General features: G+C 56.2%; 13 protein-coding genes. 10 read left to right on the top strand and 3 right to left on the bottom strand.

All coding sequences use genetic code 11. The features are described 5' to 3' along the window. The first annotated feature begins 333 nt into the window (after nucleotides 1-333). From Q1A91_RS19215 to Q1A91_RS19190, 6 genes are all read left to right on the top strand, one after another. Nucleotides 334-1194: a fumarylacetoacetate hydrolase family protein gene (locus Q1A91_RS19215; protein WP_299881497.1), complete on the top strand. Its 861-nt coding sequence runs from the start codon at nucleotides 334-336 to the stop codon at nucleotides 1192-1194. 59 nt (nucleotides 1195-1253) lie between these two features. Then, nucleotides 1254-2306 carry an AraC family transcriptional regulator gene (locus Q1A91_RS19210; RefSeq protein ID WP_299881494.1) on the top strand — a complete coding sequence of 351 codons (1053 nt, stop codon included), beginning with the start codon at nucleotides 1254-1256 and terminating at the stop codon, nucleotides 2304-2306. A gap of 58 nt (nucleotides 2307-2364) precedes the next feature. Then, a complete protein-coding gene (locus tag Q1A91_RS19205) occupies nucleotides 2365-3249 on the top strand; it encodes a hypothetical protein (RefSeq protein WP_299881491.1) in 885 nt (294 codons plus the stop codon). Beyond that, nucleotides 3246-4298 (top strand): SMP-30/gluconolactonase/LRE family protein, encoded by a 1053-nt coding sequence (locus Q1A91_RS19200; protein ID WP_299881488.1) that lies wholly within the window; start codon nucleotides 3246-3248, stop codon nucleotides 4296-4298. The genes Q1A91_RS19205 and Q1A91_RS19200 overlap by 4 nt, the downstream gene beginning before the upstream one ends. Continuing rightward, nucleotides 4295-4855 (top strand): cytochrome b/b6 domain-containing protein, encoded by a 561-nt coding sequence (locus Q1A91_RS19195; RefSeq protein WP_299881485.1) that lies wholly within the window; start codon nucleotides 4295-4297, stop codon nucleotides 4853-4855. Before Q1A91_RS19200 ends, Q1A91_RS19195 begins: the two co-directional genes overlap by 4 nt. A 79-nt stretch (nucleotides 4856-4934) precedes the next feature. Beyond that, complete coding sequence (locus Q1A91_RS19190; protein WP_299881483.1) at nucleotides 4935-5801, top strand: bile acid:sodium symporter family protein; 867 nt, start codon at nucleotides 4935-4937, stop codon at nucleotides 5799-5801. Nucleotides 5802-6120: 319 nt separating this feature from the next. Here the strand turns inward: Q1A91_RS19190 and Q1A91_RS19185 are convergent, their stop codons facing one another. Both Q1A91_RS19185 and Q1A91_RS19180 read right to left on the bottom strand, forming a co-directional pair. After that, the gene (locus tag Q1A91_RS19185) at nucleotides 6121-6381 is read right to left on the bottom strand and encodes a hypothetical protein (RefSeq protein WP_299881479.1); all 261 of its coding nucleotides are present in this window, start codon (nucleotides 6379-6381) and stop codon (nucleotides 6121-6123) included. 45 nt (nucleotides 6382-6426) lie between these two features. Further along, nucleotides 6427-8586 carry a cytochrome P450/oxidoreductase gene (locus Q1A91_RS19180; protein WP_299881476.1) on the bottom strand — a complete coding sequence of 720 codons (2160 nt, stop codon included), beginning with the start codon at nucleotides 8584-8586 and terminating at the stop codon, nucleotides 6427-6429. A gap of 89 nt (nucleotides 8587-8675) precedes the next feature. Here Q1A91_RS19180 and Q1A91_RS19175 point away from each other — a divergent pair, with 89 nt between their 5' ends. The 3 genes from Q1A91_RS19175 (at nucleotide 8676) to Q1A91_RS19165 (ending at nucleotide 11536) form a co-directional block, all read left to right on the top strand. Continuing rightward, nucleotides 8676-9683: a TRAP transporter substrate-binding protein gene (locus tag Q1A91_RS19175; protein WP_299881473.1), complete on the top strand. Its 1008-nt coding sequence runs from the start codon at nucleotides 8676-8678 to the stop codon at nucleotides 9681-9683. Between the two features lie 67 nt (nucleotides 9684-9750). Then, complete coding sequence (locus Q1A91_RS19170) at nucleotides 9751-10233, top strand: TRAP transporter small permease (RefSeq protein WP_299881470.1); 483 nt, start codon at nucleotides 9751-9753, stop codon at nucleotides 10231-10233. Then, on the top strand, nucleotides 10226-11536 hold the full coding sequence (locus Q1A91_RS19165; RefSeq protein ID WP_299881467.1) for a TRAP transporter large permease: 1311 nt from the start codon (nucleotides 10226-10228) through the stop codon (nucleotides 11534-11536). Before Q1A91_RS19170 ends, Q1A91_RS19165 begins: the two co-directional genes overlap by 8 nt. On the opposite strand, the gene Q1A91_RS19160 is transcribed toward Q1A91_RS19165, so the two are convergent. Further along, entirely contained in the window at nucleotides 11533-12306 is a 774-nt protein-coding gene (locus tag Q1A91_RS19160; RefSeq protein ID WP_299881464.1) for an IclR family transcriptional regulator, read from the bottom strand. The genes Q1A91_RS19165 and Q1A91_RS19160 overlap by 4 nt on opposite strands. Nucleotides 12307-12637: 331 nt before the next feature. On the opposite strand from Q1A91_RS19160, the gene Q1A91_RS19155 reads away from it, so the two are divergent. Beyond that, a complete protein-coding gene (locus Q1A91_RS19155) occupies nucleotides 12638-13819 on the top strand; it encodes a monodechloroaminopyrrolnitrin synthase PrnB family protein (protein WP_299881459.1) in 1182 nt (393 codons plus the stop codon). The last annotated feature ends 12 nt before the right edge of the window (nucleotides 13820-13831 follow it).

Below are 13831 nucleotides of genomic sequence, written 5' to 3'. Positions count from 1 at the left end.
GAGTGCAACTTGTTGGCTTTGCTGCGAGAAACCTCCTCCAGCTGAACAGAGCTAACTAAAATGGCGGTTTCACAGGGGAGCAGGTCAGATTTACTGCGCTTCAAAGGAACAACTGAAGGTATCGCTGTAGCGTCCATTCTCCTTTTGGACAACTTGACTGGCATGGCGCGTCAAATGCTCAAGGACCACGCTGTGGTCGGCCTTATTTGAGCACAAGGCAATGCGCTGAAATGACCATGGTTTCGACCGTTTCGAAACTGCTTTTGCAGCTGTCAGTCGCATAGCTTTCACTCAAAAGACCCTGCAAGCAGCACAGAACGAAAGCGAGTCTCAATGACACCTGCCTCCGAAAACGGAAAATATGAAGAATTTCAACCGTCTTCAGATTTTGCCTATGCGTTTGGATTGGCCTATTCTGACCACATCCGCGAGACGGCGGAACCCATACCCTCCAAACCGGTCATCTTTCTGAAACAGGGCAAAGCCTGCGTTGAACAGAGAACCGTAAAAACGCCAACGAAGGACGAACTCATCGCCGCCGTGAAATCAGCGGATTCGACACTGGCGACGCAAATTGAAGAGCTAAGAGACGCGATCGGTCCGATGCTCGATTACGAAATCGAGCTTGGTGTTCAAATTCTGGAAGACTGCACGTTTGACGATTTGCGCGCAGGAGCGACATTGCCGCGCATCGGCTATTTTTTGGCCAATGATGTGACCTCCCGAACAGTGCAGTTGATGGGGCAGTTGAGCGAAGACCGGCTACATTGCTGGTCAGCCTGCAAGAGCTTCGATGGGTTTTTCCCCTGTGCAGATAAACTCTGGGTGCCAAATGAAGCGTATCGTGAAGAATTACCTGAAGTGACACTGGAACTGCGGGTAAACGGCGAGGTTCGGCAACACGAACCAACCAGCAGCCTTATCTATTCTCCACGAGAACTGCTGATGCACACGATGGCTTTTTCGAAGGATCGACGGTTGAATGCAGGCGACTTGATTGTGACGGGCACACCAGCCGGTGTCACATTTCAGGTGAACCGTACAAAACGGATGCTGGCCAAATTGTTGCCCGCTTCGTTCTTGGTGAAACGCATTCTGGCGGCCGGACGTTCGAACCCGCGGTACCTGCAGCCCGGAGATGTGGTAGAGGCGAATGCGGGTTGGCTAGGCCAGCATCGGTTTGAGATTGCTTAGTAATCTACATCCGATCATGTCATTGAAAACTGCGTGTGCCATGGTTATTTTGGCTCACAATGAAACAGGTCGATACAGTGGGATTGGGCAACTTTGCACTGCCCTTTGAGTATGTGGAGTTGGTGCTTACATTTGGGGCGGACCTTGGGGTCCCTCTGGATGCCTTGCTGCGCGACAGTGGCGTTGCCGTTCGGGATTTGACGGCGCAGCCCAGAGTTGTTGGCAGCGACAGCTATAGCCGGATTGTGAGCAATCTGTTCAATGCAAACCCAGACCCCATGCTGCCCTGGTGCTATGGTCAGCGGCTAAGTCAGCAACCGCACGGATTGTTTGGCTTGGTGCTGCGCAGTGCCAGCCGATTGCGCGATGCCTATGATCAGCTTCCACAGAATTTCGCGACCAGATCCGGTGGGAGCCAGGTGCTGGAGTTGCGCAAAGCACCAAAACAATTTGATATTGTGCTGCGGTCCGGCAACCCACACACACCAGATCCCACTGTTAGATTTCATACCATCACCAGCCTCTCACTTATGGTTTGGCTTGGTCGATCCTTGACTGGCTCACAAGACAAAGCTCTCGGCGAAAAGCTGTTTGTCGCATGGCCCGCCACAAAAGCCGAGAACCCACTCAAAGTTCTCCCCTCAGGTGTCGAGGTTATCTTTGATCATCCCGAGAGCTTTCTACGTCTTCGGCCAGACCATTTGGAAATGCCGGTAAAGTCGTCTGATGGACAATTGAATTCCGCAGCACGCTCGCGGCTCCAGCGAGATTTGTCGTCTCCTCCGGACGGGTTGGACACGATTGGCAAAGTCAAATGGGCAGTCCGAAAACTGGGGTTGAAGGCAAGCTCTATCGCGTCTGTTTCTGAGTTGCTCGGGATGTCCGCAGCGACTCTGAAACGACATCTGAAAGCGCAGAACCGCTCCTTCCTCGCTGTCAAAAACGAAGAACGCTTTGGGGAGATCATAGCGCTTCTTGATGGAACGGATTTGCCGTTGGAGGAAATTGCGTATCGGGTCGGCTACGACAACCCCAGCAATCTGTCCAAGGCGTTTCAGCAAAGATATGGGAAAACGCCGGGGTCCTTCCGGCAGGACAAAAGGCTCAACTGAGCCGAATTCACCATTCACCTGACTTCTTTCCACATTTCAGCATTCGCAATGGATTGCGATGTTGAGTTGGTCGCAATTGGCGACCGGCAGTTTTGAGGATGAGAAGTTGACGGGTCTGAAACAAGTCTTTGGTGTTGCGACATCGGTCCTGATTGGGTGCGCGATTGTCTTGGCCTGGCAAGATTTGGCTGCGCCCGGCGGCGCCAAACCAATAGGAGTCAGCCCAGTGCTTGTCTTTGTATGTTTGGCGGTTCTTTGCATCATCGCCGTTCTCTGGTCCGTACGGGATTATCGCGCATGGAAGGCACTGGGCGAGGGCGGATTGCCCACTAACATCTGGGGCTGGGTCGCGGTTACCGGAATGCGCCCCTTTGCCGGGGACCCCCTGGATCAATCGGTGTTTTCCGAGCTTCTGAATGGTCCCAGCGACGTGGCCTATCTGAAGGGAATTCCACCTCGCGATATGCCGCGCCCCATCGTGGCACCGCATGCTGTGCCACATCGTCAAGTCAGCCAGATCCCCGGCCCGGAGGTGATGCAACGGCTTTCTGACGCCTTTGACGACATCATGAACAACAACAGGGAGGTTCTTGAGTACAAGCTGAGCCGCTTTGAAAAGCACAACCCTGCGATCTGGCTGCGAGATGTTGAGAGTGGAAACCCCGCAACAGGTCTTTGCGGAGAAATCGGGCATTTTCATCCTTCGGATGGTTCCATGCACACGATCCTCAGCCCAAGCGACGCAAGAACGGTCATCGAAAGAGGGTGGGGGGAGCTGCACTCCATGGCGCGGTTCAAGCGTATCTTCCCGACCGAGACGTTCGTCATGCTGTATGCGCCGGGGCGTGCCGGACATGTCCCCGTCATCAAACGAATAATAGAGGCGGCGACACGCTATGCGCTGCCTGTTGAGCAAAACCATATCAAAGGATCGTCGCTATGAAACGTTGGTTGTATGTGAGCGCTGCTGTGCTGGCTCTTTCTGCGGGTGGTGGTTATGCCACGATGTCGACCATGGGCGCATTTAACGCTGTGTCGTCGGACGCGGCCCTGGCCTGTCGGTCCATCGGCGACATGGTCGGGGCAGAGGATATTGCCGTCGATTATGCCGCTGGCGTGGCCTACATTTCTTCCTTTGATCGTCGAAGCGGTATGGCAGGCGAGACGGTAAAGGGGGCTTTGCATCGGCTGGCGTTGGATGGCAGTGATGCCTTGACTGAATTGCCAATCGAAGGGCTTGACCCTGATCTGCCATTCCTGCCGCACGGGGTTGATCTGAAGACCTTTGACGGTGTGCAGTACCTCTTTGTGCTGAACCATCGCCACCCGGCTGATCCGCTTGCCGGACATGATGCCTATGTTTTTGAGGTGCAGGATAACGCATTAAAACTGGTGCGACATCACCAGCATGACGGGCTCAGGTCGCCCAACGACATCGCTGCAATTGATCTGGACACCTTCTATTTCACCAATGATCGCGGCGCTTTTGGTGCGGTTGGCAATATGGTCGAGATGATCCTGGCCCGAAAAATCAGTGACCTGTCAGTCTATGCCGGTGGAACTGTTGAAAAAGTGGCCCCAATGGCCTTTGCAAACGGCGTGGCGACAACGGACGACGGCCAGACAGTCTATGCAACGGCCCTGCGAGAAGGCGTGCTCAAGGTCTTTGACCGCGACGCGGTGACAAACACGCTTGGTCTGCGGCAGGAGATTCCTGTCGGCGCGGCGCCTGACAATATCAGCATATCCGATACCGGAGAGCTTTGGGTGGCAAGCCATCTGAACCTGATGGCCTTTGATGCGCACATCAAGGACAGCGAAGAGCTGTCACCTTTCGAAGTCTACCGCGTTGACCCCGCAACGAGCAGGAGCACGCGCGTGGTTCAAAATGACGGGTCGGTGCAATCATCAGTCAGCGTTGCAGTCCCTTATGGCGATACATTACTTTTGGGATCCGCCTTTCAACCGACAGTCAAGGTCTGCGCGCAATGATGTCCGAAGGTGCCGCTTCGACAGCGCGACCGCTGCGCTACAGTGCCGTGGACAAGTGGCTTCATTGGCTGGTGGCGATCAATCTCGGAGCCTTGTTGATCTTTGGCAATGGACTTGCCGATCTCCCAGATGTCGAAAAGGCAGTTGAATACGGCCACCATGGCTGGTCAGCCACCACCTTGCTGATCCTGGTGGTGATCCGGCTCGTGTGGCGGCTGATCCATCCCGCTCCCGAACTCTCTGCCGAACTGAGCGCTTGGCAAAGAACCGGGGCGCGGGTGATACATCGCAGCCTCTATGTTCTGATCTTTGCACAGATCGGGTTGGGCATAGCGCTTGCCTCAACCGTAGAACAACCTTTTGTCGCCAGTCTTTACCAGATCGACTATGGCGCGTTGAATCTGATTGCGGATCATTGGCACCGCGTCCTGGGCGTTGCGCATGCGACGGTCTATTGGCTGATTGTTACGTGTCTTGCCGCGCATGTTCTGGCGGCTGTGAAACACGCGGCAGTGGATCGCGACAGCACGTTGCGGCGTATGTTGCCCGGCGGCTAGAGGCCCCCCTTCCTTTTCTTAAACGCGTCAGCCCTGCTGCATGGCAGTGCCTGACCAACGCACAATCCGGAGTTTACAGATGGATATCGCAGCGATCATCACGACTATTGCAATCATCGGGCTGATGGGCGTCATGCTTGCAATGGGCACGACGTTACGCATGCCGGATTTTCTGCGCGTCATCCAGCAACCCCGTGCCCTGCTTTTGGGCCTGACAGGACAGATGGTGCTGCTGCCCAGCGTCGCGTTTGGGTTAGGTCTGGCGCTGAATTTGTCGGCACCTGTTGCTGTTGGCCTCATCGTCATTGCCTCTTGCGCGGGAGGGGCACCGTCTAACGCTGTCTGCGCCATCGCCAAAGGTGATGTTGCCTTGTCCGTTACCATGACTGCGATATCCAGCATGGTGGCATTTCTAACCGTTCCGGTCTTTGTCTCCTTTGGCGTGGTCCATTACTACGGCGAGGGCTCAAGTCTCCAATTGCCATTCTGGGAAACTGCGGCACGTATCTTTCTGACCACTTTTTTGCCAGTGGCTGGCGGGATGGCATTGGGCCGCTTCGCGCCACGTATCGCCGAAGCGATCCGCAGGCCACTGTTTCTAGGGGGCTTTGGAGTTGTGTTGATCACGTCTTGCTTTTTCCTGATCAGCCGGGTCGAGATGTTGACCTCTATGGAAGCATTGAGCGCGGTTGTGGTCTTCAATCTGATGATGATGGTGCTTGCCTATAGTTTGGGTCGCGCAATGCGCTTGAATGAAGCTGAGGTTCGGTCGGTTACAGTGGAAATTGGTATGCCCAATATCTCCATGTCGATTGTGGTCATCATGGGGATCCTAGACGCTCCCGAGCTCATTGGCCCGACGTTCTTCTTCCTGCCACTGGCTTATGTCACGGGCCTGGGCTTTGCCTTTCTTGTGCGCAGGTTCCGGGCACCCTTGCTGGCCTAAGAGAAGATTTCTGACCGTACAGACTGGCGTTTCCGCTGCGATGCGTTCTCTCACGGCGGGCGTTTGCATGACCCAGTTGTGCCAAAGATCAAACGCCGACTTCTGGTAGGGATCCAGACGCACATATCCGCAGTCCGACCCCCCGCCGGAAAGCCGCATGACATGGTCCAGGGAAGGCAAAGCAATCGCGGACACATCAACGCTTTCCGGGCTTTCCACCGGGGCCAGATAATGGCGTATGATCGCCTCAAGATCATGAAATGCACCGCTATGGCAGGACGCGCAGTTTGCTCTTCCGTAGAACAAAGGTCAGCCCGGCCTAAGCTTCCGCTGACAGGATCGACAGGTCGCCAGTGCGCAGGACCGCATCGAATTGATTTTCGTCAGACCGGAAAGCCCCTGTCTGGAATGCGGCGAGGGCTTCGGCCAAGTGGGTATAGGTCCCGTCGTCTGCGCTTTTGATGTCGGGATGGGCTGCGCCCAGCATATTCAGCTGCCCCGCCATTTCAATGGCGGAGGTGACCGGGGAAGAACGCCTGTGCGACCAGAACGCCAGATACGTCGTCCGGGAGATCGCCATCTGCTGGGGTGCGGATGCCCGTGCCGTCTTGCAGCCATTCCAGCCTTAAAGGTCCAATACCAGCTTTTTGGTTTTGGAGCGCGAACAACATACGGCAATGTGGTTGTTTGATGCTTTTTCACCATCCGTCAGAACAAGGTCGCGGTGGTCTGGTGTGCCGCTCACGACGGGTGTCAAACAACTGCCGCAAACGCCGTTTTCGCATGATGTCGGGACTGCGATACCAGCACGGTTCAGGGCGTGCAGGATCGTTTCCCTTGGCCCAACTTCAAGTGTCACGCCAGACTTCTGTGCGACCACTTCAAACGGATCCCCGTCGACGTCGATTTCCGCGCCGAAGTGTTCAACATGAATGTGTTGCGCATCCAGTCCTGCCTCCAAAGCGCTGGATTGGACGAAGGCCATATACCCTTTGGGACCGCAGATGTAGACATGCGTGCCTTGTGACGCTGCCTCAAGGCTGCTTGGAATGTCGGGTTGATGTATCGGAGCATCGTCAAGGTGCACATGGATGTGATCTGCGAATGGCAGGCTTTTGAGGTGCTCTGCATAAGCCAGATGAGCGCCAGACCGCGCCGAGGCGTGCCATTCAAACGGGCGCTTGGCCGCGTGCAGTTCCCAGGCCATCGCAAGGATCGGGGTCAGGCCGATACCACCACTGAACAGCAGACTGGGACCCGCACCGGCTCTAATCGGAAAGTTGTTGCGTGGGGGGCTGATCTTTATCTGCGCGCCCCGTTGATAGATGTCGTGCATGGCAACCGATCCACCGCGCGACTGTGGCTCCCTTTGAATTGCGATTTCATAGGTCGATGACATCTGGCCGGTCAACGAATACTGCCGCACCAATCCGTCGCGGATGTGTACGTCGACATGGGCACCCGCCCGCGCCACTGGCAATGGGGTTTCATCAGAGGATTGCAAGGTCAGCGATACGATGTCTTTGGTGATGCGCTTTCGCTCGATAACTTGCGCATTCAACAAGCTGGGCTGCGTCGCAGCTGCTGGTGCACGCACTGCCGCGCGCGTGTCTGCCTGGAAGGTCGTGGGCAACGTCGCGAAGGCGGCGATTGTGTTATTCAGGGCAATCTCGGGCGTGCCCACCTTTATCCGACCAACGCGCGAGATCATCGCCTTGAGCAAAGAGATCATCTCAAGCTGGGCAAGATGCATCCCAATACACATATGAATGCCACTGCCAAAACCGAGGTGATCCCTGGGGTCGCGGGTCACGTCAAACTGGTCTGGGTTATCAAAGACCTGAGCGTCGCGGTTGGCAGAGGCAAACAGCATCATCACGCGGGTCCCTTGAGGCAGGGTAACGCCTGCCACCTCAAACTCTTGGGTCGTGTGGCGCGAAAAGCTGCGGATGGGGCTGCCAAGGCGCACCGCCTCGTTCACGGCATTCCGGCACAGATCAGGAGTGTCGCGCAGTTTGTCCCACTGATCGGGATTTTGCGAAAGTTGCCATATCAACTGCCCCGTCGCTGAAATCGTCGTGTCCAGACTTGGATTGATATAGTCACGGATCGCAAACGGGGCCAGTTCAGGGCTCAGCGCGCCTTGGTCCACCAGATCAAGAATGCGGTAGGTCCAACTGCCCTCTTTCAGCGTCTCGCGGGTGACCTGGCCCTTGATAAACGCACGCATCTCGGCGATGGCAACCAATGCCTGTTGGCCGCGCTCATTCTGTTTGCCCAGCACGTCAAAAGCCGCAGCGGCCCATTTGAGCATATTGTCCTGGCCAAAGTCCGGCAGGCCGACCATCTCTGTCACGATCTTTAGCGGCAAGTGACGGGCAAGGTCACTGACGGCATCAAAGCTGCCCCGTTCAACCAGCCCTTCAATCAACGTATCGGCAACGCGTTCAACCTCGGGGCGGATGGTCTCCAGTGCGCCGGGCAGCAATGGCGGGGCCATGGCGCGGCGCAGTTTGGTGTGTTTGGGGGGATCAGAGGCGACAGTGTTGCCTTGCAAGAAGTCTGACCCGAATTTGTCGCCTGCAACGCCCTTTGCGCTGGTAAACCGCGCATGATCGCGCAGCGCGTTTTGCACAGCGACGTGCTGTGTCAACGCGAAATTCCCAAGCGACGGGATATAGACGACAGGCCCAAGCGCGCGCATGGCGGCATAATGCGGATGCGGGTCGCGGATAAAATCGTCCGCGTAGAAATCCACATCATAGACCGGTGCCTTCGTCGTCACGTCAAATTTTCCTTGCAAATCGGGCTGGCGTACTCAAAAGTACAAAAAATAAATATGTTTACCAATAGTAAATCTGGGAGAATCTGACGATGACGCTGAAATCAATCTTGCGGGCAACCGCAGTGGCGAGCCTTACGGCAGGGTCAGCGCAGGCCGGGGATATCACGTTGACGATGTCTCACTATCTACCGCCGGTTCTGGGCCTACATGTTGACTTCCTGGAGCCTTTCGCCCGCCAGATCGAAGAAGCGACGGGTGGTCAGGTGACTGTTGATATCCAAACCGCTGGCTCTGCTTTGGGCACGATCACCAAGCAGTGGGATCAGGTTGCAGATGGCATCGCTGATATATCGTTTGGTTTGCACGGCATCCCGCGCGGCCGTTTCGCCTGTACGCAAGTCATCGAACTGCCGTTCCTGACCGATAGCGTTGAAGAAGCGAACGAGGTGTTGTGGAGCGTGTACCCAGAATACCTCGCCGATGAACATGCGGATGTGAAGGTTCTGGCGCTTATGGCGCATGACCCAGGCGTGTTGGCAACAGCAGGTGGCAAGCGGGTTGAGAACCCCGAAGATCTTGCAGGTCTGCGCATCCGCGTCCCGTCCCCCTATGTTGCGGCAATGATCGAAGATCTTGGCGGTGTTCCTGTCGGTATGCCTCCGGGGCAGGTGTATGAGAACATGCAAACGGGTGCGCTGGACGGCGTTGTGCTGCCTTGGGCGGGGCTAAAGGAATTCCGCATCACAGAAGTGACAACAAACGCGATTGAGATCGGGGCCTATACCACACCGTTCTACTTCATCATGAACCAAGACAAGTTCGACAGTCTGCCTGCGGACGTTCAAGAAGCAATCGACAGTATTTCAGGCGACGCGCTTGTGGCGCAGTTTCCTGATTGGTGGACGGCTTGGGGCGCTGCTGGCCCGGCACAGATCACAGATGCAGGCGGCGAGGTGATTTCACCGGACGCGGCACTGCGTCAGGCTTGGATCGACGCGACGGCTGCGACGGTCACCCGTCTTGAGGCTGACTTGGCGGACGAATGTACAAACGGTGCGGCGTTGATCGCCGAGGCCCGTGCGCTCTCTGCCAACTGATCTGATGTCGCTATGACCTTGCGGACCCGTACGCCCGTGCGGGTCCATCTCTATGTTAGGACCCGTGGTGCATAGATTCCTGGACCTGATAACCCGCGTTCCGATCTGGATCGGTGGTGCGCTGATGATCGGTGTCATCCTGATCACTGTGGCAGATGTCTTTGCCCGGAAGTTTTTCAGCACGGGGTATTTTGGTCTTGTCGACGTGACCCAATTTGCAGTCATCAGTTTTGCCTATCTGGCCATGCCCCGCGCCTTTCTGACAGGGGCTCACGTGGCGGTAGAGCTTTATGATCACCGTCTGTCACCCGGTGCTGATCTGGCACTCAGGTGCTTTGCGCTGATCCTAAGTATTGGCGTGCTGAGCCTGTTGCTGTGGTACGGTTGGACCCAGGCGTCGCGGGTTCTGCGGTACGGGGATGTGTCACAGAACGTTGAAATTCCGATGATCTGGTACTGGGGCATGTTGATGTGCGGTGCAGCACTCAGTTGGCTGGTTTGTGCCGCACAGCTATGCCTCAACCTTTTCGCGAGACCGGTTCGTGTTTGAGGCTATCGCAACAGAAGTGTGGGGCGTGGTCGGGTTCATTTCCCTTCTTGTGCTTGTGTTTCTACGGGTGCCCATTGCGATCGCCATGGCCACAGTGGGCCTTGTCGGAGGGGTGTTGCTTACGGGGCTAAAGGCCACCGGCCTGACCTTTGCCGCCTCCGCCTTTGAAAGCGTGTTTCCCTACAGCCTTTCGGTCATTCCGCTGTTCATTCTGATGGGTGTTTTCGTCACCCACGCGGACCTCTCCAGGAAGCTGTACGACGGTATGTTTGCGGTGATGGGCCATTGGCGTGGCGGGTTGGCGCAAGCAACCATCGGGGCCTGTGCGATGTTTGGCGCGATTTGCGGGTCGTCGCTTGCCACTGCCGCGACAATGACGCGGGTGGCGATGCCACAGATGCGGGCGCGTGGCTATGACGATGGCTTGGCAACCGGTGCAATTGCGGCCGGCGGCACACTTGGCATCTTGATCCCGCCGTCCATCATCTTGTTGATCTATGGCATCCTCACAGGCACTTCGATTGGCAAACTGTTCATCGCAGGCCTTATCCCCGGCTTGATCGCGACGGCATTCTACCTTGGTGCAGTGCGCTATTCCGTCTGGCGCAACCCAAGCGCGGCCCCCTTGGCGCAGAAAGCACCGATGGCCACACGCCTGCGCCAGCTTGGTGCGGTCTGGCAGGTAGCGCTTCTGTTCGGCTTGGTTCTGGGCGGTATCTATACCGGCTGGTTCTCCACGATTGAGGCCGCAGCCGTTGGCGCTTTCGGTGGCCTGCTCGCGGCTGTAGTCCGCCACCGCTCGTTCGGCTTTCTGCCTGCCGCGCTTGAAGATGCGGCCAAAACGACGGCAATGATCTTCCTGATCATTGTCGGCACTGCTGCGTTCAATGCCTTTATTGAGCGCACACATCTGCCCACCATGATTGTCGGCTTTGTCGCTGACACCGGCCTGTCGCCGATGGGGGTGCTGATGGCGTTGATGCTGATCTACCTCGCACTGGGCTGCGTGATGGATGGACTTTCGGTCATCTTCGTGACGATTCCGATTGTGTTCCCACTGATCCAATCGCTTGGGATTGATCCGGTGTGGTTCGGGATCTTGCTGGTCTGCGCGACCGAGATAGGCCTGATCACGCCGCCCGTGGGCATGAACCTTTTCATCATCAAAGGGCTGACCAAAGACATCAACATCAAGACGATATGGAAAGGGGTCACCCCCTTTATCCTTGCAGACCTCTTGCGGTTGGCGATCTTGCTCGCCTTCCCGATGCTGACGCTCTACCTGACGTTAGAGGTGCGTTAAGGGGCATACCCAAGCGCGGTTGACAGATCGCTGCTTGCCGCGCGAAGACGGTGCGCCAGCGTCCCATCCAGGCTGTCATCAAACGCATCAATCCAGCCCAATGTGGTCATGGAAAACGCAAGCCGCCCGTCACGGTCAAAGACAGGCGCGCTCAGCGCAGAGATGCGTGGCAGAAGGTCACCGTGAACATGGCCCAAGCCCGCGGCTTTCGTGGCGCATTTAATCGCCTCCGCGTCTGCGCCGGTATCGTTGGATACAAACTCCGCCGTTGCCTGTTCATTAAGCCACGTCAAAAAAACATGCCCCGTGGCCGACCCAATCAGGGGCATCGTCAACCCTGCGCGTATCTCGACAGTGACGGGCCGAAAACCCTCAAAGTACCGAATGATCGTCGCCCCATGGCTGCCCCACAAGGCAATAAACGTCGCTTCACCCGTTTCATCGCGAAGGGCACGGGCGGCTTGAACCGCACGTTCGACCGGCTCCAAACGTCTTAGCGCAGCAAGGCCCAGTTGCAGCGTTAAAACACCCAGTTCATACCGCCCATCAGGACGTTGGGCGATTGCGCCAGACCGGGTGAGCGAAACCAGATAGTGATGCACCTGCGACGGGGTCATCCCTGTCGCCTCGGAAATGTCCTTCACCCCAAGCGGCTGCTCGGAATGCTCAAACACGCCCAGCATGTCAAAGGCCCTGTCCACGGATTGAACACCTTTGCGCGCATCCACTTTCGGCGCGTCCTGCACTTGCGATGTAGTCAGCTTTTTCATGAACAATGTCACTTTCGTTGAAGCCCGACAGTCTAAAGCAAGCTTTACGACTGGACGATTGGTAACAGCGCGCGCATACCTTGAAAAGGGAGACGGTTTGCTGGGCGTGTGTCAACAATCCAGATGGTTGCTTGGGATGTACCTCGGACATTCGTACAATTCGCAGCCTCGGTCAGTAACGGGATGTACCGGCTGCTTCACCCAACAGGATATGGCGTGCCCCCATCGGGAGGGGGGCGGATGAATAGTTAGTGCATCGTTTTCCTATGGTCTTAAAATGGCCGTTGGATTCACTGCGTCTGAACAAATCGGGCGAAAGGAAAGTCGCTAAATGTCACATTCGACGGATGGTTTGTTAGAAGCCTTTGACGCATGGATCCGGGGACCCTTTGTTGATCTGAACTGCACATTGGAAGACCTGTACTGGGTTCAAGACGACAGAACCAATGTCGAAGGTATCGGTGATGCCCTCAAAGAGCGTCTACTGACCGAGGGTCGCAATTTGATTGCGCCGATCCTTGAGCGTTGGAACGGATGTTCAACGCCGCAAGAGGCATATTATCTGTTGGGGAATGTGGGCTACTACATGGGAGCATGCAGGCGTCACGAAATCACATTGGAGTCGCGCGAAACAGAGTCTCCTCTGGTGGAAGCTTCCGCTTTGGCCACAAAACTGGGTCTGATGTTAGGTGTTGCGCCTCGGCTCGTCACCAGCCAGATGCAATATCTGAACCTTGCCAAAAACGGTGATGATCGCAGCTTTACGCGGCGCAAGGACGAGGTGTTCTTTGTGGAGCGCAACAGTATGGGGCAACTCAACTACTTGCAGGCGGCGGATTCACTGGCGCGCATTGAGCCTCTCGGGTTGTCCCACCCACTGTCACTTGAGTTATTGTCGCAGGCAGAGGCTGCTCTTTCCCGGATCGTCACATCCAATGTTGATTTGTTCAAGAATCTCGATGTGGACAGATTTTTCTACTGCGTGCGGCCATACGTAAAATCCTACCGGGTAGGGCGTCAGGTCTGGCGGGGGGCGAATGCGGGCGATTTGTCAGCCGTTGCCGAAGTGGACTTGCGCCTTGGCCTGTGCAGCGCATCTGATCCCTTCTACTTGGGCGTTCTTGCCGAAAAAGCGCCTTACATGATTGCAAGCGATCAACCACGTTTAGCGTCGGCCCTACAGTGTTTTTCACTGCTGGATCAGCTGATGGCAGGTGCGGGGGCCAAGGAAAAGTGGGTTGGAAGAGCCGCCAGAGCAATGCTGCCCGTCTATGACCACGTCGCTACAATTGCGACCCAACATCACGATATGCTGGTGTCGCGCTTCATTCAAAAGCCGACGATGACGTTGCTGGACAAACACATGCAAACCCTTACCGCGAGCGGCATGGAGTTCACGGCCCTGATCGCAGATCTGCAACGGATTTGTGATCTGCGCACAGGAAAGCAAAGTGACGCGATTGGGTCGCGGCACAGTGATCTAGGTCGCTTGCGAGAATTGGCTGCGGGCTGACATCAGCTCAGC

The sequence above is a fragment of the uncultured Sulfitobacter sp. genome, assembly GCF_947500075.1.
Taxonomy (GTDB): Bacteria; Pseudomonadota; Alphaproteobacteria; order Rhodobacterales; family Rhodobacteraceae; genus Sulfitobacter.
Note: the sequence above shows the minus strand (reverse complement) of the source record. Positions and strands in the feature narration are given on the sequence as shown.